Annotated in this window: 18 protein-coding genes; 9 read left to right on the top strand and 9 right to left on the bottom strand. The window is 73.4% G+C overall.

Features of this window, described 5'->3' with window-relative positions:
- Nucleotides 1-51 precede the first annotated feature (51 nt).
- Nucleotides 52-3,567: a methionine synthase gene (metH, locus tag SM573_RS24645; RefSeq protein WP_474617169.1), complete on the top strand. Its 3,516-nt coding sequence runs from the start codon at nucleotides 52-54 to the stop codon at nucleotides 3,565-3,567.
- Between the two features lie 65 nt (nucleotides 3,568-3,632).
- Here metH and SM573_RS24640 read toward each other — a convergent pair whose 3' ends face one another.
- Nucleotides 3,633-3,887, bottom strand: a complete 255-nt coding sequence (locus SM573_RS24640; protein WP_474609477.1) for a zinc finger domain-containing protein — start codon at nucleotides 3,885-3,887, stop codon at nucleotides 3,633-3,635.
- Nucleotides 3,888-3,994: 107 nt separating this feature from the next.
- Here SM573_RS24640 and SM573_RS24635 point away from each other — a divergent pair, with 107 nt between their 5' ends.
- Entirely contained in the window at nucleotides 3,995-5,095 is a 1,101-nt protein-coding gene (locus SM573_RS24635) for a calcium:cation antiporter (RefSeq protein ID WP_474617168.1), read from the top strand.
- Between the two features lie 113 nt (nucleotides 5,096-5,208).
- Here SM573_RS24635 and SM573_RS24630 read toward each other — a convergent pair whose 3' ends face one another.
- Nucleotides 5,209-6,453: an RNA polymerase sigma factor gene (locus tag SM573_RS24630; protein ID WP_474609479.1), complete on the bottom strand. Its 1,245-nt coding sequence runs from the start codon at nucleotides 6,451-6,453 to the stop codon at nucleotides 5,209-5,211.
- A 2-nt stretch (nucleotides 6,454-6,455) separates the two neighbouring features.
- Nucleotides 6,456-6,848 carry a YciI family protein gene (locus SM573_RS24625; RefSeq protein ID WP_474610240.1) on the bottom strand — a complete coding sequence of 131 codons (393 nt, stop codon included), beginning with the start codon at nucleotides 6,846-6,848 and terminating at the stop codon, nucleotides 6,456-6,458.
- 171 nt (nucleotides 6,849-7,019) lie between these two features.
- On the opposite strand from SM573_RS24625, the gene SM573_RS24620 reads away from it, so the two are divergent.
- From SM573_RS24620 to SM573_RS24610, 3 genes are all read left to right on the top strand, one after another.
- Nucleotides 7,020-7,715 (top strand): DUF4760 domain-containing protein, encoded by a 696-nt coding sequence (locus SM573_RS24620; RefSeq protein WP_474609480.1) that lies wholly within the window; start codon nucleotides 7,020-7,022, stop codon nucleotides 7,713-7,715.
- Between the two features lie 83 nt (nucleotides 7,716-7,798).
- The gene (locus SM573_RS24615; protein ID WP_474609481.1) at nucleotides 7,799-8,542 is read left to right on the top strand and encodes a neutral zinc metallopeptidase; all 744 of its coding nucleotides are present in this window, start codon (nucleotides 7,799-7,801) and stop codon (nucleotides 8,540-8,542) included.
- 107 nt (nucleotides 8,543-8,649) lie between these two features.
- Nucleotides 8,650-9,300 (top strand): HAD family hydrolase, encoded by a 651-nt coding sequence (locus tag SM573_RS24610; RefSeq protein WP_474610241.1) that lies wholly within the window; start codon nucleotides 8,650-8,652, stop codon nucleotides 9,298-9,300.
- A gap of 66 nt (nucleotides 9,301-9,366) precedes the next feature.
- On the opposite strand, the gene SM573_RS24605 is transcribed toward SM573_RS24610, so the two are convergent.
- The 5 genes from SM573_RS24605 to SM573_RS24585 form a co-directional block, all read right to left on the bottom strand.
- The gene (locus SM573_RS24605; RefSeq protein ID WP_474609482.1) at nucleotides 9,367-11,919 is read right to left on the bottom strand and encodes an ABC transporter permease; all 2,553 of its coding nucleotides are present in this window, start codon (nucleotides 11,917-11,919) and stop codon (nucleotides 9,367-9,369) included.
- Complete coding sequence (locus SM573_RS24600) at nucleotides 11,919-12,686, bottom strand: ABC transporter ATP-binding protein (protein WP_474609483.1); 768 nt, start codon at nucleotides 12,684-12,686, stop codon at nucleotides 11,919-11,921. Before SM573_RS24600 ends, SM573_RS24605 begins: the two co-directional genes overlap by 1 nt.
- Before the next feature lie 357 nt (nucleotides 12,687-13,043).
- Complete coding sequence (locus SM573_RS24595; protein WP_474609484.1) at nucleotides 13,044-13,724, bottom strand: response regulator; 681 nt, start codon at nucleotides 13,722-13,724, stop codon at nucleotides 13,044-13,046.
- Between the two features lie 23 nt (nucleotides 13,725-13,747).
- A complete protein-coding gene (locus SM573_RS24590) occupies nucleotides 13,748-14,941 on the bottom strand; it encodes a sensor histidine kinase (RefSeq protein ID WP_474609485.1) in 1,194 nt (397 codons plus the stop codon).
- Nucleotides 14,942-15,054: 113 nt separating this feature from the next.
- Nucleotides 15,055-15,972, bottom strand: coding sequence for a RecB family exonuclease (locus tag SM573_RS24585; RefSeq protein WP_474609486.1), 918 nt, complete (start codon nucleotides 15,970-15,972; stop codon nucleotides 15,055-15,057).
- Between the two features lie 85 nt (nucleotides 15,973-16,057).
- Here SM573_RS24585 and SM573_RS24580 point away from each other — a divergent pair, with 85 nt between their 5' ends.
- The 3 genes from SM573_RS24580 (at nucleotide 16,058) to SM573_RS24570 (ending at nucleotide 18,883) form a co-directional block, all read left to right on the top strand.
- On the top strand, nucleotides 16,058-17,212 hold the full coding sequence (locus tag SM573_RS24580; protein ID WP_474609487.1) for a site-2 protease family protein: 1,155 nt from the start codon (nucleotides 16,058-16,060) through the stop codon (nucleotides 17,210-17,212).
- Nucleotides 17,209-18,225 (top strand): tRNA (adenine-N1)-methyltransferase, encoded by a 1,017-nt coding sequence (locus tag SM573_RS24575; protein WP_474609488.1) that lies wholly within the window; start codon nucleotides 17,209-17,211, stop codon nucleotides 18,223-18,225. The genes SM573_RS24580 and SM573_RS24575 overlap by 4 nt, the downstream gene beginning before the upstream one ends.
- Before the next feature lie 85 nt (nucleotides 18,226-18,310).
- The gene (locus SM573_RS24570; RefSeq protein ID WP_474609489.1) at nucleotides 18,311-18,883 is read left to right on the top strand and encodes a hypothetical protein; all 573 of its coding nucleotides are present in this window, start codon (nucleotides 18,311-18,313) and stop codon (nucleotides 18,881-18,883) included.
- A gap of 59 nt (nucleotides 18,884-18,942) precedes the next feature.
- On the opposite strand, the gene SM573_RS24565 is transcribed toward SM573_RS24570, so the two are convergent.
- Nucleotides 18,943-19,236 carry a ferredoxin gene (locus tag SM573_RS24565; RefSeq protein WP_474610242.1) on the bottom strand — a complete coding sequence of 98 codons (294 nt, stop codon included), beginning with the start codon at nucleotides 19,234-19,236 and terminating at the stop codon, nucleotides 18,943-18,945.
- Nucleotides 19,237-19,414: 178 nt separating this feature from the next.
- On the opposite strand from SM573_RS24565, the gene arc reads away from it, so the two are divergent.
- Nucleotides 19,415-21,196, top strand: coding sequence for a proteasome ATPase (gene arc, locus SM573_RS24560; RefSeq protein ID WP_474609490.1), 1,782 nt, complete (start codon nucleotides 19,415-19,417; stop codon nucleotides 21,194-21,196).
- Nucleotides 21,197-21,218: the final 22 nt, after the last annotated feature.

Below are 21,218 nucleotides of genomic sequence, written 5' to 3'. Positions count from 1 at the left end.
ACGGCGCGCCAGCGGGGATCAGTGCGCCGTTCACCGCATTAGCCTGAAGCCGTGCAGACTCCGTTTCTCGACGCGCTGGCCGACCGGATCCTCGTCGCCGACGGGGCGATGGGCACCATGCTCCAGGCCGCCGACCTCACCCTCGACGACTTCGAGGGCCACGAGGGCTGCAACGAGATCCTCAACGTCAGCCGCCCGGACGTGGTGCGCGGCGTGCACGAGGCGTACCTGGCCGCCGGCGCGGACTGCGTCGAGACGAACACCTTCGGCGCCAACCTGCCGAACCTCGCCGAGTACGGCATCGCCGACCGGATCCGGGAGCTCTCCGAGGCGGGGGCGCGGCTGGCCCGGGAGGCCGCCGACGGGTACGCGACGCCGGAGCAGCCGCGCTACGTGCTCGGCTCGATGGGGCCGGGCACCAAGTTGCCCACCCTCGGCCACGCCTCGTACGCGAGCCTGCGCGACGCCTACCAGGAGAACGCGGCGGGGCTGATCGCCGGCGGCGCGGACGCCCTGATCATCGAGACGTGTCAGGACCTGCTCCAGGTCAAGGCCGCGGTGGTCGGTTCCAAGCGGGCACGGGCGGAGCTGGGCCGGGACGTCCCCATCATCTGCCAGGTGGCCGTGGAGACCACGGGCACGATGCTGCTGGGGAGCGAGATCGGTGCCGCGCTGACGGCCATCGAGCCGCTCGGGGTGGACCTGATCGGCCTCAACTGCTCGACCGGTCCGGCGGAGATGGGCGAGCACCTGCGCTACCTGTCTCAGCACTCGCGGATCCCGGTCTCGGTGATGCCGAACGCCGGCCTGCCGGTGCTGACCGCCGACGGGGCGTACTTCCCGCTGAGCCCGGTCGAGCTGGCCGACGCCCTGGAGCAGTTCATCGGCGACTACGGCGTGGCGCTGGTCGGCGGCTGCTGCGGCACCACGCCGGAGCACATCCGGGTGCTGGTGGAGCGGGTGCGCGGCGCCCGTCCGGTGGCCCGGCGGTCGGCGCCGGAGGCGGGCGTCTCCTCGATCTACCACCACGTGCCGTTCGCCCAGGACGCCAGCGTGCTGATGGTGGGGGAGCGCACCAACGCCAACGGGTCGAAGGCGTTCCGGGAGGCGATGCTCGCCGGCGACTGGCAGGCGTGCGTGGAGATCGCCCGGGGGCAGGCCCGGGACGGCTCGCACCTGCTGGACCTGTGCGTCGACTACGTGGGGCGCGACGGCACGCGGGACATGCGGGAGCTGGCCGGCCGGTTCGCCACCGCGTCCACGCTGCCGATCATGCTGGACTCGACCGAGCCGGCGGTGATCGAGGCGGGGCTGGAGATGCTCGGCGGCCGGTGCGTGGTCAACTCCGTCAACTTCGAGGACGGCGACGGCCCCGGTTCCCGGTACGCGCGGGTGATGCCGGTGGTCCGGGAGCACGGTGCGGCAGTCGTGGCGCTCCTGATCGACGAGGAGGGCCAGGCGCGCACCAGGGAGTGGAAGGTGCGCGTCGCCGAGCGGCTCATCGAGGACCTGACCGGCCGGTGGGGGATGCGCCGCGCGGACATCCTGATCGACGCGCTGACCTTCCCGATCGCCACCGGGCAGGAGGAGACCCGCCGCGACGGCGTCGAGACGATCGAGGCGATCCGGGAGATCGCCCGCCGGTGGCCGGGGGTCAACTTCACCCTCGGCGTCTCGAACGTGTCGTTCGGCCTCAACCCGGCGGCCCGGCAGGTGCTGAACTCCGTGTTCCTGCACGAGTGCGTGCAGGCCGGGTTGACCTCCGCGATCGTGCACGCCAGCAAGATCCTGCCGATGTCGAAGATCCCGGAGGAGCAGCGCGAGGTCGCGCTCGACCTGGTCTACGACCGGCGGCGCGAGGGGTACGACCCGGTGCAGCGCTTCATCGAGATCTTCGAGGGCGTGGACGCCGCCTCGGCGCGCGCCACCCGGGCCGAGGAGCTGGCCGCGCTGCCCCTGGAGGAGCGGCTCAAGCGGCGGATCATCGACGGTGAGCGCAACGGCCTGGAGGCCGACCTGGACGCGGCGATGGCCGAGGGGCGCACCCCGTTGTCGATCATCAACGACGTGCTGCTCGACGGCATGAAGGTGGTCGGCGAGCTGTTCGGCTCGGGGCAGATGCAGCTGCCGTTCGTGCTCCAGTCGGCCGAGGTGATGAAGTCCGCGGTCGCGTACCTCGAACCGCACATGGAGAAGGCCGACGACGGCGGCAAGGGCCGCATCGTGCTCGCCACGGTGAAGGGCGACGTGCACGACATCGGCAAGAACCTCGTGGACATCATCCTGTCCAACAACGGCTACGAGGTGGTGAACATCGGCATCAAGCAGCCGATCGGCGCCATCCTCGACGCCGCCGAGGAGCACCGGGCCGACGCGATCGGCATGTCCGGGCTGCTGGTCAAGAGCACGGTCATCATGAAGGAGAACCTGGCCGAGATGGCCAGTCGCGGGGTCGCGGAGCGCTGGCCGGTCCTGCTGGGCGGCGCGGCGCTGACCCGGGCGTACGTCGAGGACGACCTGCGGTCGATGTTCCCCGGCCAGGTGCACTACGCGCGGGACGCGTTCGAGGGGCTGTCCCTCATGGACCGGGTGATGGCGGCGAAGCGCGGCGGGGCGCCGGTGGTCGACGCGGAGCGGGAGGCCGCCCTCGCGGCGCGCCGGGCCCGCCGGGAGCGGCAGCGGGCGATCGTCACCGACTCGCTGCCGGCGCTGGACGACGCCTCCGTCCGCTCCGACGTGGCGCGGGACGTGGACGTGCCCACCCCACCGTTCTTCGGCACCCGGGTCGTCAAGGGTGTGCCGCTGGCCGACTACGCGGCGCTGCTCGACGAGCGGGCCACGTTCCTGGGCCAGTGGGGGCTGCGCGGCGTGCGGGGCGGCAAGGGCCCGTCGTACGAGGAGCTGGTGGAGACGGAGGGGCGCCCGCGCCTGCGCTACTGGCTGGACCGGCTCATCGCCGACCAGGTGCTCGAGGCGGCCGTCGTGTACGGCTACTTCCCGGCCTACTCCGAGGGCAACGACCTGGTGGTGCTCGACGAGAACGGCCACAGCGAACGCGCCCGGTTCTCGTTCCCCCGGCAGCGGCAGGAGCGCCGGCTCTGCCTGGCCGACTTCTTCCGCCCGCGCGGCGAGGAGCTGGACGTGGTGGCGTTGCAGCTGGTCACGGTCGGCCAGCCGGTCAGCGAGTACGCGGCGAAGCTCTTCGCCCGCAACGAGTACCGCGACTACCTGGAGGTGCACGGGCTGTCCGTGCAGCTCACCGAGGCGCTCGCCGAGTACTGGCACAAGCGGGTGCGCGCGGAGCTGACGCTGCCCGGGGGGCGTACGGTCGCCGACGACGACCCGGCGGACCTGGCGGGTCTGCTGCGCACCGACTACCGGGGCTGCCGGTACGCGTTCGGCTACCCCGCCTGCCCCGACCTGGAGGACCGGGCGAAGATCGTCGAGCTGCTCGGCGCGGACCGGATCGGCGTGCAGCTGTCGGAGGAGTTCCAGCTCATGCCGGAGCAGGCCACCGACGCGATCGTGGTGCACCACCCGGAGGCGAGCTACTTCAACGCCAAGTGACACGGTGACCGCGTCGGCCCGTGGCGCGAGCAGGTCGGCGATCCGGGGACAAGGCCGGGGTTCACCTAGGTGGTGCGTTCAGGGTGCATCTCGCCTCGGGCCACGGGACGCCCGGGGACGCTGATGCACAGTTGACCCGCCTCGGCGCCACAGACGGGGCAGGGGCGGTACGACTCGACGGGGCCCGGGTCGAGGCCCCTGGCCAGGGCGGCCCGGACGATGTCGTCGGCCGCGCGGTGTAGCTCGGGGTCCCGATGCCGGACGGCAGCCTCATGGATTCGCTGGAGAGCGCGTCGCGCCAGCTCCGACGGATCAGTCATCCCGCCGACGTTCCCGCCGCGCTCGTCGTCACACCCTGTGCTCACCCTCCACCACCCTCCGACGGAGAGCGTGGGCGCATGATCCACCTTGCTGGCAGAGTTGACGGATGGCCGTCTCTCTGCGCTCCCGCCTGACCGACTGGACCGTCGTCGTACCCCTGCTGGCCGTGCTGCTCCTGGCGTTCACCTGGGGCCGCGACCTGCCGCTCGCCGTGACCGTCGTGGTGGCGGGCTTCCTCGCGGGGGCGGTGCTGGCCGCGGTGCACCACGCCGAGGTGGTGGCGCACCGGGTGGGTGAGCCGTTCGGCTCCCTGGTGCTGGCCGTGGCGGTGACGGTCATCGAGGTGGCGCTCATCGTCACGTTGATGATCAGCGGCGGGGAGAAGACGCAGTCGCTGGCCCGGGACACGGTCTTCGCCGCCGTGATGATCACCTGCAACGGCATCTTCGGCCTCTCGCTCCTGCTCGGCGCCCTGCGCCGCCGGGTGGCGATCTTCAACTCGGAGGGTACCGGCGGCGCGCTCGCCACGGTGCTCACCCTCGCGACGCTGAGCCTGGTCCTTCCGACGTTCACCACGAGCCGGCCCGGGCCGGAGTTCAGCCCGGCCCAGCTGACGTTCGCCGCGGTGGCGTCCCTGGCGCTGTACCTGCTGTTCGTGATGGTGCAGACCGGGCGGCACCGGGACTACTTCCTGCCGGTCGACCCGCAGGGGCGGGTGGTCGACACCGAGGCGCACGCGAGCCCGCCCAGCAACCGGGCCGCCCTGTTCAGCCTCGGTCTGCTGCTGGTCGCCCTCGTGGCCGTGGTGGGGGACGCCAAGACGGTCTCCCCGGCCATCGAGGCGGGGGTCTCGGCGGCCAACCTGCCGCAGTCGTTCGTCGGTGTGATCATCGCCCTGCTGGTGCTGCTGCCGGAGACCATCGCGGCGGCGCGGGCGGCCCGCCGCGACCGGGTGCAGATCAGCCTGAACCTCGCCCTCGGCTCGGCGATGGCGAGCATCGGGCTCACCATCCCGGCCATCACGATCGCCTCGATCTGGCTGGAGGGGCCGCTGCTGCTCGGCCTCGGCGGCACCCAGCTCGTGCTGCTCGCGCTGACCGCGGTGACCGGCGTGCTCACCGTGGTGCCGGGGCGGGCCACACTGCTCCAGGCGGGTGGGCACCTGCTACTGCTCGCCGCGTTCGTGTTCCTCGCCGCCAGTCCCTGACCGGCCCGGCACGGCCCGGGCGCGCGTCCGGCCCGGTACGCCCCGCCCGTGTCCGCCCCGGGCGGGCCCGTGGCCGACCGGCCCCACCGCCATCTCGCCACACCGGTGTCCGGTCAGTCGCCGCCGGCCAACCGGTCGGCGCGGGCGTGCAGGTAGCGCTGCTGCGCGAGGTTCGTCGACCGTGCGGCGGCCGTGCGGTACGCGTCCCGCGCGGCGGCACGGTCACCGAGGCGCTCCAACAGGTGGGCCCGGGCGGCCGGTAGCCGTGGGTCGTGCGCGAGCCGGCCCTCGGCGGCCAGCGCGTCGAGCAGGGCCAGCCCGGCCGGCGCGCCGCGGCTCATCGCGACCGCGACGGCGTGGTTGAGGGCCACCACCGGGCTGTCGGCGACGCGCCGGAGCACCTCGTACAGGGCGGTGATCTGCGCCCAGTCGGTCTCGGCGGCGCTGGGCGCCTCGTCGTGCAGGGCGGCGATGGCCGCCTGGAGCTGGTACGGCCCGACGTTTCCGCGGGGGAGTGCGTCGCTGACGAGCGCGACGCCCTCGGCGATCTGGTCGGCCTTCCACCGGCGGCGGTCCTGCTCGCCCATCGGCACCAGTTCGCCCTGCGGGCCGATCCGGGCCGGTGCCCGCGCGTCGGTGAGCAGCATGAGCGCCAGCAGACCGGTCACCTCAGGATCGTCGGGCAGGAGCCGGTGCACGAGCCGGGCCAGCCGGATCGCCTCGGCGGCCAGGTCGGCGCGGAGCAGGCCCGGCCCGGACGTGCGCGTGTAGCCCTCGTTGAAGACCAGGTAGAGCACGTGCAGGACGGCGGCGAGGCGCTCGCGCCGCTCCGGGCCGGTGGGCATCCGGAACGGCACGCCGCTGTCGCGGATGCGTTGCTTGCCGCGGCTGATCCGCCGGGTCATCGTCTCCTCCGGCACGAGGAACGCACGGGCCACCTCGGCGGTGCTGAGCCCACCCACCGCGCGCAGGGTGAGCGCGATCTGCGACGCGGGAGACAGCGCCGGGTGGCAGCACAGGAAGAGCAGGATGAGGCTGTCGTCGGCGTCGGACGGCGGTGCGTCGGCGGCCGGCGCCACCCGGTCGGCGGGCAGCGCCCACCGGGCGACGGTCGCCTCCCGCCGTGCCCGCGCCTGCTCCCGCCGCAGCAGGTCGGTGAGCCGCCGGGCGGCCACGGTGATCAGCCAGGCGCGGGGGTTCTCCGGTACGCCGTGGCGCGGCCACCCCGTCGCGGCGGCGATCAGCGCTTCCTGGGTGGCGTCCTCTGCGGTGTCGAAGTGGCCGTAGCGGCGTACGAGCGCGCCGAGGACCTGCGGCGCCAGATCGCGCAGCAGGTCCTCGACCCCCGTCCCGCACACGTTCAGCCGGCCAGGTCCTCGACGCCGTCGAGGACCGGCCGCACGTCGACGTACTCCCCGGAGGCGTCCGGGTTCACGAAGCCGGCGGCGATCTCGGTGGCCCGGTCGAAGCTCGCGCACTCCACGATCGTGTAGCCGGCGAGCACCTCCTGCGTCTCCGGGTACGGTCCGTCGGTCACCACCGGCAGGCCGCCGTTGAGCTGCACGCGGCGGGCGTGCACGGGCGCGGTCAGCCCGCGGGCGTCGACCAGCTCACCGGACTCAGCCAACGCCTGGTGGATCTTCTCCATGTGGGCGTGCATGGCCGCCACCTGCTCCGGCGACATCGCCGGCTTGTCGCCGGGGTGCCCGCTGAGGACGTCGTAGTCCTGCTGCGAGCCGTACAGCATGATCATGTACTTCACGGTGTGCTCCTTCCGCCGACGCCGGGTGGCGCCGCTCACCGGAGACGTCGTCGCCGCCGCTGCGTTCCGGACATCGGCGGGTCAACGGGCTGACGTTGTGGACGGTTGCCGGCCGCGCCTAGCATCGGTGCCGGTCCGCGGCGGCGCGACAGAGGCGGGTGGATGGACGGCGCTCAACTCATGAACGTCCTGACGTTGGCCTTCTCCCTGCTGGCGGTGATCGTCTCGACGGTGCTCGCGCTGCGGCAGGCGCGCCTGATGCGACACAACAACCTGCTGCCGGTGATTGTCGACATCTTCACGGAGTTCCGGGACCCCGTGTTCAAGGAGCACCTGGACTATCTGCAACACCGCCTCTGGGCGGAGTATCCGCCCGCGGAGACCGGGACGTCCCAGCTCGACGGCGAGGCGCGGCGGCACGTCATGGCGGTGGCCGGCTTCTTCAACACGGTCGGGCTCCTGGTGGCCAACAACGTCATCGACGACGTGGTGCCCACCAGCGCGATGGGCGGGTCGATCCTGCGCTCGTGGGCGAGGTTGTCGCCGTACATCGCCAACGAGCGGCGGCGGCGCAACGACGCGAACTACCACATGTACTTCGAGGATCTCGCGCGTCGCGCCCTCGACCTCCCGCCGTCGAAGCTGCGCGCCCGGCTGACCCTGCGCCGGATGCCCGGGCGATGGCACTTCGAGGGCTGGGAGGGACGCAGCCCCGAGGAGGTGGCCGCGATGTTCACCCCGCCGGCACCCCGGCCCGGGCAGCCCGCGCGTACACCAGGCCCCGGGACCCCCGTCACGCGGCCGACGCCCGGCGGGCCGACGTCGCGCGACGGCGACCGGGCGCCGGCGGCGGACTGACCGGCCGGGTAGTGGATCATTTCGCATGAGCGACGTGCCGCCGGGGTACTGGATGCGGCAGCGTGGACGCCGGGGAGGGCACCGTGGGGAGACACTCGGCACGTCGGTCTCGTGGCCCGCTGGCCGGGCTGGTCGCGGCGATGCTCGCCGTCGGCGGCTGCTTCGTCGGCGGGGTGAGCGGGCCGCAGGGCGAGGAGCCGGCGCCGCCGCCTCCCACGGCGGCGCCCGACGCGACCACCACCCGCGCCGACGGCACGACGAGCGTGGAGGAGTTCGCCCAGGACGTCGCCGACGCGCAGGCGGTGGCCGAGCGCTACTGGGCGGCCCGCTTCCGGGCGTCGGGGCAGGCGTTCCGGCCGATCCGGCGCATCATCCCCTACCAGCGGGCGGGGGAGGTGTCCTGCGGCGGTCAGGCGCTGCCCCGCAACAACGCGGTCTACTGCTCGCAGGGCGACTTCATCGCGTACGACGTCGCCTGGTCGGTGGGCGCGTTCCGGCAGGTCGGCGACGCGTTCGTGTTCTACCTGCTGGGCCACGAGTACGCCCACGGCATCCAGGTGCGCCTCGGCATCCGCTACGACTTCACCATCCAGCAGGAGCTGCAGGCGGACTGCATGGCCGGGGCGTACCTCGGCGACTCGGTCCGGCAGGGCACGCTGACCCTCGCCGAGGGTGACCTGGAGGAGTTCCGGGAAGGCCTCGCCGCGGTCGGCGACGACCCCGACCAGCCGTGGTTCGCCGAGGGCTCGCACGGCACGGCGGAGCAGCGCACCGAGTCGTTCTTCCGCGGCTACGAGCGCTCGCTCGAGGCCTGCGGGCTGGGCTGAGGTTGACCCGGGTCACCCGGGCGGGTGCCGCGGGGGCCGGCCGGGTGCGGCCCTGAGAGGATCCCGGGATGTCGCAGGACCCGCCGAACAGCCGTCACCCCGCCGCCGTGCTCTTCGACATGGACGGCACGCTGGTCGACAGCGAGAAGCTGTGGGACGTCGCGTTGCAGGAGCTCGCCGAGTCGTACGGCGGCACGCTCTCCGACGACGCCCGCAAGGCGATCGTCGGCACCAGCATGGCCGACTCGATGCGCATCCTCCACGACGACCTGGGCCAGCCCGAGCGGGACCCGGCGGCCAGCGCCGCCTGGATCGACGGGCGGATCCTCGAGCTGTTCCGCAGCGGGCTGCGCTGGCGCCCCGGCGCCATGGCGCTGCTGCGGGCGGTACGCGCGGCCGGCATCCCGACCGCGCTGGTCACCTCCAGCGGCCGGCCCCTGGTCGAGGTGGCCCTGGACACCCTGGGGCGGGACAGCTTCGACGTGGTGGTCTGCGGCGACGAGGTGGTGGCGCCGAAGCCGGACCCGGAGCCGTACCTGACGGCCGCCCGGCTGCTCGGGGTGCCGATCGCGCGCTGCGTGGCGATCGAGGACTCGCCGACCGGCGTGGCGAGCGCGCTGGCTGCCGGGGCGGCCGTGCTGGCCGTGCCGGAGGCGCCGCTGCCGGAGCTGGCGGGCGTACGCCAGCTGGAGAGCCTCACCGCGGCCGACCTGGAGCTGCTCGCCGCGTTGCTGGGGGAGCGGGCCGTCGGGGAGTGAGGCGCGCCCGCGCCGGAGCGCACGACGTGGGCCCCTGCCGACGGCAGGGGCCCACGTCGTGGTGGATCAGTCGTGCGCGATCGCGCCCAGGACGTTGATCCGGGCGGCCCGGACCGCGGGCAGGACCGCCGCGATCACGCCGACGAGCGCGGCGAGCCCGAGGAAGATCCCCATCTGCGACCACGGCAGGATCAGGTCGGTGATCCCCTCGTCCTTGAGGGCCTCGACCACCGCGGCGCCGAGGCCGGCGCCGACGACGACGCCGAGCAGCGCGCCGAAGACCGAGATCACCACGGCCTCCACCGTGATCATCCGCATGGTCTGCGCCCGGCGCAGGCCGATGGCCCGCAGCAGGCCCAGTTCCCGGGTGCGTTCCAGCACCGACAGCGCCAGGGTGTTGACGATGCCCAGCACCGCGATCACGATCGCCAGCGCCAGCAGGATCTGGATCATGGTGAGCAGGCCGTCGAGCTGGCCGGCCTGCTGCTCGATGAACGCGTCCCGGTCGGCGACCGAGACCTCGGGCGAGTCGGCGAGCAGCGCCTCCACCTGCGGCTGCACGCTGGAGACCGGGGTGCCCGGGGCCAGCTGGATGTAGCCCTGGATCGGCTGCGGGATGGCGAAGTCGCGGGTGGCCTCCGCTGGCAGCACGACCGGGTTGGTCAGCTGGCTGCTCTCGTAGATGCCGCTGACCGTGTAGGTGCGGCTCTCGCCCCGCGCCAGCTGCACCGGCACCGTCGAGCCGACCGACAGCCCGCGCGCCTTCGCCGTGTCCGAGCTGACCAGCATCTGGTCGGGCGCGAGCCGGTCGATGTCACCGGCGGTGGGCTTCGCGCCGAAGATCTGCCGCAGGGCGCTGTCGTTGCTGCTCGCACCCACCCAGGTGCGCTCGCCGCCGACGACGGCCATGTCGCCGTACTCGCCGTCGACCAGTTGCACGCCCGGGATGGCGGCCGTCTTCTCCAGCACCGCCGGGTCGAAGGTCGGCGGCCGCGGCCCGCTCTGCACCCCGGCGATCACCAGCTCCGCCTTGATGCTGTCCTGGGCGAGGCCGCTGATGCTGCTCTTGGCCGAGTCCAGGATCACCGTCACGCCGGTGACGAGGGCGATGCCGACCATCAGCGCGGCCGCGGTGATGGCGGTGCGGCGCGGGTTGCGCCCGGAGTTGAGCCGGCCCAGCTTGCCCGGCACCGACCAGGCGAAGATCGCCCCGAGCAGGCTCACCACCGGCCGGCTGATCAGCGGCGTCAGCAGCGCCACCCCGATGAAGGCGAACAGCACGCCGCCGAGGATCGTCACCAGCGTGCTGCCGCCGGCGTTGCCGGTGAGACCGAGGAAGAGCAGCACCGCGCCCACGGCGGTGACCAGGCCACCGGCCACCGTGATCTTGGTCAGGGGCCGGTCCGGCGTGGCCACGTCCTGCATCGCCGCGATCGGCGGGATGCGCGAGGCCCGCAGCGCCGGCAGCAGCGCCGCCACCACGGTGATCACCACACCGACCGCGAACGCCCCGATCACCGCGGAGAGCGGCACGCCGAGCCCGGCCAGGCTGAGCCCCCCGGCGAGGTTGCCGAAGAGCCACGCCAGCAGCGCGCCGATGCCGATGCCGGCCGCCAGGCCGAGCACCGAGGCGATCAGGCCCACCGCGACCGCCTCCAGCACCACCGAGCCGACGATCTGCCGCCGGTTGGCGCCGACGGCCCGCATCAACGCCAGCTCGCGGGTGCGCTGCGCCACGATGATCGAGAAGGTGTTGAGGATCAGGAAGGTGCCGACCAGCAGCGCCACCGCCGCGAACCCGAGCAGGATGCGGTTGAAGAACGACAGCGCCTCCTTGAAGCCCTCCGCGGCCTCCTTCGACAGCTGCTCGCCGGTCTTCACCACGTACGTGTCGCCCACCGCGGAGGCCACCGAGTCGCGCAGCGAGTCGGGGGACACCCCGTCGGCCGCGGTCACGGAGACGTTGCTGAAGGTGTTCGGCTCGCCCAGCATCAGCCGCTGCGCCACCGGCGTGGTGAACATGATCTCGTTGGAGCCGCCGATGGAGTCGCGGTCACCGCTGTAGCCGAAGATCCCCACGATGGTGAACTCCTGCTTCGGCTCCATGGGGGTGAGCACCCCGACCCGGTCACCGAGCTTGACCTTGCCCGCCGTGGCGAGGCCCTTGTTGATCACGATCTCGGTGTCGTTGTCGGGGCCGCGCCCCTCCCGCAGCTGGACCAGGTCGGACTCACCCGTCCAGTTCTCGCCGAGCTGCGGCGGGCCGAACGAGGCCACCGCCTTGCCGTTGCTGCCGATCAGCCGGGCACCGTCCGCTGCCACGATGCCCGTCGCCTCGGCCACCCCGGGCACCGCGCGGACCTTCTCCACGACGGCCGCCGGCAACGGCGGCGCGCTCTGCTCGCCTTCCATCTCCGACATCGCGATCTTCGGCTTGGCCGCCACGTTGACGTCCACGCCCTCGTACGCGTCGGCGAAGACCGAGTCGAAGGTGCGCCCGAGGGTGTCGGTCAGCACGAAGGCACCGGAGACGAACATCACCCCCAGCACGACCGCCAGGCCGGAGAGGATGAGCCGCAGCTTCCGCGCCAGCAGGCTCTTGAGCGTCGCCCGGACCATCAGCCGTTCACCTCGGTCGGCGCGTCCAGCTTCTTCATGGTGTCCAGCACGGTCTCCGCGGTCGGCTCGATCAGCTCCGAGACGATCTGGCCGTCGGCCAGGAAGACCACCCGGTCGGCGTACGCGGCGGCCGTCGGGTCGTGGGTCACCATGACGATCGTCTGCCCGTGCTCCCGCACCGAGTTGCGCAGGAAGTTGAGCACCTCCGCGCCGGCGCGGGAGTCCAGGTTGCCCGTCGGCTCGTCAGCGAAGATCACCTCGGGGCGGCTGACCAGCGCCCGCGCGCACGCCACCCGCTGCTGCTGGCCGCCGGAGAGCTGCGCCGGCCGGTGGTCGAGCCGGTCCCGCAGACCGACCGTGTCGATCACCGTGTCGTACCAGGCCGGGTCCGGCTTGCGCCCGGCGATCGACAGGGGCAGCAGAATGTTCTCCTTGGCGCTCAGCGTGGGCAGCAGGTTGAACTGCTGGAAGATGAAGCCCACCTTGTCGCGGCGCAGCTTGGTCAGCCCGGCGTCGCCGAGGCCGGTGACCGTGGTGTCGCCGATCGACACCGTCCCCCGGGTCACCGTGTCCAGACCGGCCAGGCAGTGCATCAGCGTCGACTTGCCGGACCCGGACGGGCCCATGATCGCCGTGAACCGGCCCCGCTCGAACTCGGCGCTGACCCCCCGTAGCGCGACGACCTGTGCCTCGCCGCTGCCGTACACCTTCCACACGTCGCTCGCCCGGGCCGCGGCCTGCGCCTGCTGGCCTACCGTCGCGGTCACGTCTTCTCCCTCGTTCATCCGGTTGATCCGCGCCGCCCCCCGCTGGAATCGGCCCGGCAGTCCCATCGTCCGTGCTTCCCGCCCCGGATCCGTCCACCTCCGGGCGGAGCCGGCGCGGATTTCCGCGCTGCGGGTGCCCCCGATCCCGACTCAGGGTTGCCCCTGATCACCGCAGGTCACCGGGCCCGCCGCGCAGCCGTCACCGGACGGCGCGAGGCCCGACGCTACGAGCTCACGCCGCGTGAGAGTCAACAGTGCCGGGCCGTCTGCGGTCACGGTACGTGACGACGACAACAGGTTCGTCGGACGGTGGGCGGAGCTTCGGGTACGCCGGCGGGCGTAGACCGGCGCCGCCGGCTACCCCCGGGGGCGGACCAGGCCGGTCTCGTACGCCAGCACCACGGCCTGCACCCGGTCGCGCAGCCCCAGCTTGGTCAGCACGTGCCCCACATGGGTCTTGATCGTCGTCTCGCTCACCGAAAGCTCCGCCGCGATCTCGGCGTTGGACAGCCCCCGCGCCACCTGCACCAGCACCTCCCGCTCCCGGTCGGTCAGCGCGGCCAGCGAGCGCGGCGGCGCCGCCGACGGGTCCGGCAGCACGTCGGCGAAGCGGTCCAGCAGCCGCTTCAGGATCCGCGGCGCCACGACGGCCTCCCCAGCGGCCACCGTGCGGATCGCCGTCACCAGGTCCTCGGCGGGCACGTCCTTGGCCAGGAACCCGCTGGCGCCGGCCCGCAGCGCCCCCACCACGTACTCGTCGAGGTCGAAGGTGGTGAGGATGAGCACCCGCACCGGCAGGCGGGCGTCGACGATCGCCCGGGTCGCCGCCACCCCGTCCATCCGGGGCATCCGGATGTCCATCAGCACCACGTCCGGCAGCAGCCGGCGGGCCAGGTCCACCGCCTCCACCCCGTCGCCGGCCTCGGCGACCACGTCCAGGTCACCCTCCGCGCCCAGCACCATCCGGAACCCGGTGCGCAGGAGAGGCTGGTCGTCGGCGAGCAGGACGCGTACCGGCCGTGCCGCCCGATCGGTCAACTCCGCCTCCCTGTCCCACCCGGTCACGCCGGCACCGACCCCGGCTGCTCCACCGGGATCCTCGCGTACACCCGGAAGCCGCCGCCGGAGCGCGCGCCGGCGCGTAGGACACCACCGTAGAGCCCGACACGTTCCCGCATGCCCACCAGCCCGTGCCCCGTCCCCGGCGCGCCGGGCGCCGGGCCGCGCCCGGTGTCGGTCACCTCCACCTCCACCGCCGCCTCCTCGTAGGCGATGCGGACCTCGGCGGTCGCCGCCCCCGCGTGCTTGAGGACGTTGGTCAGCGCCTCCTGCACGATCCGGTAGACCGCCAGCTCCACCCCCTCCTCCACCGGCCCCGCAACGCCCTCGACCCGCACCGTCACCGGCAGGCCCGCCTCGCGTACCTGCTCGGCCAGGAGGTCGATGCCCGCCAGGCCCGGCTGCGGCGCGAGCTCGGCGGCCGGCTCGGCCTCGGTGCGCAGCACGTCCAGCAGCCGGCGCAGCTCGCGCAGCGTCGCCCGGCCGGTCTCCTCGATCGTGCCGATCACCTCGTCGGCCGCGTCCGGGTCGCGGCGCAGCACCCGGCGGGCCCCGGTGGCGAGCACCCCCATCACGCTCACGTGGTGCGCCACGACGTCGTGCAGCTCCCGCGCGATGCGCCGGCGCTCGTCGGCGACCGCCTGCTCGGCCAGCGCCCGCTGCCGCTCCTCGGCCACCCGGGCGCGTTCCCGCAGCGCCTCCGTCGCCGTCTTGCGGGCGTGCACCACCCGCCCCACCGCGTACGACAGCAGCCCCACCAGCAGGTTGTTCAGCACCTGGAAGGCCGGGCCGGCGGCCGGCACCTCGCGGGCCGGGGCGACGAGGCCGGCCAGCACCACCGGCCCCCAGAGCAGCGCCGTCGCGAGCGCGGCCGCCCGGGCCGGCCGCCGTGCCGCCAGGGTGTAGGTCAGCACGATGAACGACAGGGCCTGCGCCGTGGGGCCCCGCCCGGTCAACGCCGGCACCACCAGCGTCACCACCGCCGCGCCGACCGCCGGCCAGGGCGCCGCCCGGCGCAGCACCACCGGCGCGGCCCCGAGCACGCTGAAGGCGACCGCCTGGGGCAGCGTCCCCACCCGGTACTCGCGGGGGGTCAGCACCGTGAACAGCACGTCCAGCGCCACCAGGGCGGCGGCGAGGAGCGCGTCGGCGGCCAGCGGGTGCCGGCGCAGCACCGCCCGGGGGCGCTCGGTCATACCGCGACGCTAGCGGCCGTGCGGCCGAGGTGATCGTCGCCGCAGACGAGTCCCGTCTCCTCCCCGGGGATGAGGGCTTCTCGTCCGCCCCGGAGACCGCCGGCCGGGTGGCGTCACTCGTCCGCGCCGGGCGGGGCCGGCCGGGACCGGGCGTCGCGCAGCGGGTCGGTGTCGGCCGCCGCGACCGGGAACGGCGGCGGGGTGCCACCGAAGCTCGGGCAGAGCGCCTGGTGGCTGCACCAGTCGCAGAGTCGGCTCGGCCGGGGCCGGAAATCCTGCTGCGCGGTGGCCTGCTCGATGGCCCGCCACAGCGCCACCACCGTGCGCTCGAAGCGGACCAGCTCCTCCGCGTCGGGGGTGTAGTCGCAGATCTCGGCGTCGCGCAGGTAGAGCAGGCGCAGCACCCGGGGCACCACGCCGCGGGTGCGCCACAGCACCAGCGCGTAGAACTTCAGCTGGAACAGCGCCCGCGCCTCGAACGCCTCCCGGGGCGCGCCGCCGGTCTTGTAGTCGACCACGCGCAGCGCGCCGTCCGGCGCGACGTCGAGCCGGTCGAGGTAACCACGGATCAGCAGCTCGTCGTCGACCACCGCCGAGATCAGGCTCTCGCGCTCGGCCGGCTCCAGCCGCCGCGGGTCCTCCACCGCGAAGTAGCCCTCCAGCAGCGCCGCGGCGGAGCGGAGGAAATCGGCCCGCGCGGCCGGATCGGCGTCATCGGGAAAGAGCCCGGCCAGCTCCGGCTGCTCGGTGACCAGCCGGTCCCACTGCGGGGCGACCAGGTCGCCGGCGGCGGCCGGCGTGCGGCCGCTGGACGGCAGGTCGAACAGCCGCTCCAGGACCGCGTGCACCAGTGTGCCGCGCGCCTGCTCGACGGTGGGGCGCTCGGGCAGCCGGTCGATGCTGCGGAACCGGTAGAGCAGCGGGCAGGTCTTGAAGTCGGCCGCCCGCGACGGGGAGAGCGACGCCCGCACCGTGGCCGGCACCTCCGCCGTCGCCGTGGCCTGCTGGGTGGTCACCGGATCCGCCGTCATGTCCGGAAGGTTAGGACACCGGTGTGACAGCGCCCGCCCCGCCGCCCCGCGCGTGCTCCCAGGTGTGGTCCGTAGCATCGACCCGATGGAGCAGACGTCCCGGCCGCGGCGCCGGCCCGGCCGCACCCCCGGCCTGACCCTGGGGCGGGTCTTCGGGGTGCCCCTTCACCTCAACGGCTCGATGCTCCTGCTCGCCCTGCTGGTGACCGTCCTGTACGCCGAGTTCGCCCGCCACCAGCTCGCCCTGTCGCAGCTGGGCGGGTACGTCATCGGCGCCGGGTTCGTGGTGTCGCTGCTCGGCTCGGTGCTGCTGCACGAGCTCGGCCACGCCCTCACCGCCCGCCGCTACGGCATCGGCGTACGGGGCATCACGCTGGAGCTGCTCGGCGGCTACACGGAGATGGACCGGGACGCCCCATCCCCCCGGGTCGACCTGCTCGTGTCGCTGGCGGGCCCGGCGGTCTCCGCGGTGCTCGGCGTGCTCGCGGTGGCGGCCACCCTGGCCCTGCCCGACCGGACCGTCGCCAACCAGCTCGCGTTCCAGCTCGCCGTCAGCAACGTGATCGTCGCCGTGTTCAACATCCTGCCCGGGCTGCCGCTCGACGGCGGCCGGGCGCTGCGCGCCGCGGTCTGGGCGGTGACCCGCGACCGGCACCGGGGCACCGAGGTGGCCGGCTGGGTGGGCCGGGCCGTCGCCGCCGGCACCGCGCTGCTCGTCGCCGCGCTCACCCTCACCCGCCACCTGGCCCCGCTGGCGCTGCCGCTGATGCTGCTCGTCGCGTTCACCCTGTGGCGCGGCGCCGGCCAGTCGATCCGGTACGCCCGGGTCAGCCGGCGCTTCCCGCTGATCGACCTGGCCCGCCTCGCCCGCCCGGTCTGGCCGGTGCCCACCGGCACCCCGCTGGCCGAGGCGCAGCGCCGCCACGCCGAGGGCGGCGCGCCGAACGCCGCGCTCCTCGTGACCGACGGCACCGGCCGCCCGGTCGCCCTGGTCGACCCGGCCGCCGCGGCGGCGGTGCCCGCCGAGCGCCGCCCCTGGCTCGCCGTGGACGCGGTGTCCCGGTCGCTGGCGGCCCTGCCCGCCCTGCCGGTCGGACTCGACGGGGAACGGGTGATGGAGGCCGTGCAGACCCACCCGGGCGCGCAGTACGTCGTGACGGCAGGCGAAGATGTCGTCGGCGTTCTGCACATCGCGGATCTCGCCCAGCTCCTCGAACCCGACCGGAAGATGAACACGTGAGCGCAACTCCCTCCGCCGTACCGGCCGACTCGGGCGCCCCCCTGCCCGCCGACCGCACCGGGCCGACACCGGTGCGCCGGGGCCCGTTCCAGGTCGGCGACCGGGTGCAGCTGACCGACCCGAAGGGGCGGATGCACACGATCACCCTGGAGCCCGGCAAGGCGTTCCACACCCACCGCGGCATCCTGGAGCACGACGCGCTCATCGGTCTGCCCGACGGCAGCGTGGTCACCACGACCGGCGGCGGCACCGCGTTCCTCGCCCTGCGCCCGCTGCTCGCCGACTACGTGCTCTCCATGCCCCGCGGCGCCCAGGTGATCTACCCGAAGGACTCCGCGCAGATCGTCGCGATGGGCGACATCTTCCCCGGCGCGAAGGTGCTGGAGGCCGGCGCCGGCTCCGGCGCGCTCAGCTGCTCCCTGCTGCGCGCCGTCGGCACGGAGGGGGAGCTGCACTCGTACGAGGTGCGCGAGGACTTCGCCGAGATCGCCCGGCGCAACGTCGAGTCGTTCTTCAACGGCCCGCACCCCGCCTGGAACCTGCACGTCGGCGACGTGGCGCGGTGCCCGGAGACCGGCTTCGACCGGATCATCCTCGACATGCTCACCCCCTGGGAGACCCTCGACATGGTCGAGCGGGCGCTCCTGCCCGGCGGCGTGTTCATCGGCTACGTGGCCACCACCCCGCAGCTGTCGGAGCTGGTCGAGGCGCTGCGCGAGCGGGGCGGCTGGACCGAGCCGCGGGCCTGGGAGTCCCTGGTGCGCGACTGGCACGCCGAGGGCCTCGCCGTCCGGCCCGACCACCGGATGGTCGCGCACACCGCCTTCCTGGTGTCGGCCCGCAGGCTCGCCCCCGGTGTCACCGCGCCGCCGCGGCGGCGCAAGCCGAGCAAGGGCGCCGAGGCGTACGTCCAGCGCCGCCAGGTGCTGCGCGAGGCGGAGGCGGCCCGGCAGGCGGCCGTCGCGGCCGCCGCGGCGGGGCCCGAGGCAACGGAGGAGATGGACACGCCGTGACGGGTCACGGGCGGCCTGGCAGGAGCGGACGGCACACCCGCCCGCGCGCGGTCCACCGGTGCGCCGACCGGGAGGGGGTGGCGGCATGAGCAACCCGGGCTACGGCGGTGGGGACCTGCCCGCGGTCTTCCCGGACTGGTCCCCGTACCAGGACCTGGAGTCCGCGGCGCGGGCCTACCTGCGGGACCCGGACATCGCGCTGGAGGCCCTCGGCGGGGTGCTGCGTGGCGCGTCGGTGCTCGGCTTCACGCTGGAACGGTTCGTCAACGAGGTCAACGGCGTGTGGCAGGAGGTCGTCGTCTGCGACGGCAGCCGACTGATCCTCTGGCACGGCGAGGACGTGCCGCCGGGGGAGGGGCCGCCCGGGTCGATGACCTCGTCGCTGCGGGTCGTGCCGGTCTCCACCGTCACCGAGGTCGGCTGCCGGCGGCGGCTCACCCGCGCCGACGACGGGACCATCCGGGTCGACAGCATCGACGTCTACCTGCTGCTCACGTCGCTGGACGAGGCGCCGCCACCGGAGGAGGCCGCCGGCGCGCCCCGGCACGACGCGCTGCGCTTCGGCAAGACCCTCGACGACGGCGGCGCCGGGCAGATCGCCCGGTTGGAGGAGTTCGCCCGGCTGGTCGCCTCGGTCGTCGGCCGCCCGATGCTCTGAGCCGCCCGGGCCGGGCGCGCGCTCGCGCGTCCCCCGGCCTGGTGGCTCGCCGGTGTCGCTCAGTCCGCGGCGTCGGGACCGGCGACCTCGACGCCGTCGCCCCCGCGCACGACGTGGATGCACTCGCCCGGGCACTCCCGCGCGGAGTCGATCACCTCGAGCCGCAGGTGCTCCGGCACGTCGACGCGGCTGCCGGGCGCCTGCCGCAGCTCGCCGTCGGGACCCTTGACGTAGGCCAGGCCGTCGATGTCGAACTCGAAGACCTCCGGCGCGTACTGCACACAGAGCCCGTCGCCGGTGCAGAGATCCTGGTCCACCCAGACCTGGAGCTGGTCCGTCGCGACCTGCGCCACCGGCGCACCCCCCATGTTCTCCCGTCCCACGCCCCGACGGTACCCGAACACCCGTACCGGTCCCCGCGGCCACCCTTTGCGATCAAGGTTCGGTGACAGGGGCGTTGCGCGGGACCGAATCGGCCTCATAGCGGCTAGTGTTAGGGCAGAACGTTCAAGCCCCCCGGGGAGGTGGGACGTGGCACGCAGCGACGACGCGGACTCGCGCGCCGCACGGTGGGAGAAGGAGGCCCACGATCTCTCCACGCAGGTCGCGTTCCTTCAAGAGGAACTCGCTCTGGTGCGGCGCAAGTTGACCGAAGGCCCCCGACACGTCCGGCAGCTCGAGGAGCGGCTGGCGGCCACCCAGGCACAGTTGGCGCGGCTGACCGAGAACAACGAACGGCTCGTGAGCACCCTCAAGGAGGCTCGCGCGCAGATCGTGACGCTCAAGGAGGAGATCGACCGTCTCGCCCAGCCACCGAGTGGCTACGGTGTCTTCCTGGCCCGGCACGACGACGGTACCGTCGACGTCTTCACCGGCGGCCGCAAGCTGCGCGTCGCCGTGTCGCCGTCGCTCGACGTCGGCGAGCTGCGGCGCGGCCAGGAGGTCCTGCTCAACGACGCGCTCAACATCGTCGACGCGTTCGGCTACGAGCGGGTCGGCGAGGTGGTGATGCTCAAGGAGGTGCTGGAGAGCCCCGGCGGCGCACCCGGCGACCGGGCGCTGGTGGTCTCCCACTCCGACGAGGAGCGGGTCGTGCACCTCGCCGACACGCTCGTCGGCTCTCCGCTGCGGGCGGGCGACTCGCTCATGATCGAGCCCCGCTCGGCGTACGCGTACGAGCGGATCCCGAAGAGCGAGGTCGAGGAGCTGGTCCTGGAGGAGGTGCCCGACGTCGACTACACCGACATCGGTGGCCTCCAGGCGCAGATCGAGCAGATCCGCGACGCCGTGGAGCTGCCCTTCCTGCACGCCGACCTGTTCCGCGAGCACCAGCTCCGCCCGCCGAAGGGCATACTGCTCTACGGGCCGCCCGGCTGCGGCAAGACGCTGATCGCCAAGGCGGTGGCCAACTCGCTGGCGAAGAAGATCGCCGAGCGGCGGGGCGAGGAGAAGCACACCAGCTTCTTCCTCAACATCAAGGGCCCCGAGCTGCTCAACAAGTACGTCGGCGAGACCGAGCGGCACATCCGGTTGATCTTCCAGCGGGCCCGTGAGAAGGCCGGCGAGGGCACCCCGGTGATCGTGTTCTTCGACGAGATGGACTCGGTGTTCCGCACCCGCGGCTCCGGTGTCTCCTCCGATGTGGAGAACACCATCGTCCCGCAGCTGCTCAGCGAGATCGACGGTGTGGAGGGCCTGGAGAACGTCATCGTCATCGGTGCCTCCAACCGGGAGGACATGATCGACCCGGCCATCCTGCGCCCGGGCCGGCTCGACGTGAAGATCAAGATCGAGCGGCCGGACGCCGAGGCGGCCAAGGACATCTTCTCCAAGTACATCCTCTCCGGGCTGCCGCTGCACCCGGACGACCTGGCCGAGCACGGTGGCGACGCGCAGGCCACCGTCGCCGCGATGATCGACGCGGTCGTGCTGCGGATGTACTCGGAGACCGAGGAGAACCGCTTCCTCGAGGTCACCTACGCCAACGGCGACAAGGAAGTCCTCTACTTCAAGGACTTCAACTCCGGCGCGATGATCCAGAACATCGTCGACCGGGGCAAGAAGATGGCCATCAAGGAGTTCCTCACCTCCGGCCGCAAGGGGCTGCGTCTGCAGCACCTGCTCGACGCCTGCGTCGACGAGTTCCGGGAGAACGAGGACCTGCCCAACACGACCAACCCCGACGACTGGGCCCGCATCTCCGGCAAGAAGGGCGAGCGGATCGTCTACATCCGCACGCTCGTCTCGGGTGGCAAGGGCGCCGAGGCCGGCCGGTCCATCGAGACCGCCAGCAACACCGGCCAGTACCTCTGACCGGCGGCGTGCGATGACGGGG

This window comes from Micromonospora xinjiangensis (assembly GCF_056150165.1).
This window is presented reverse-complemented; position numbering and strand designations above follow the sequence as displayed.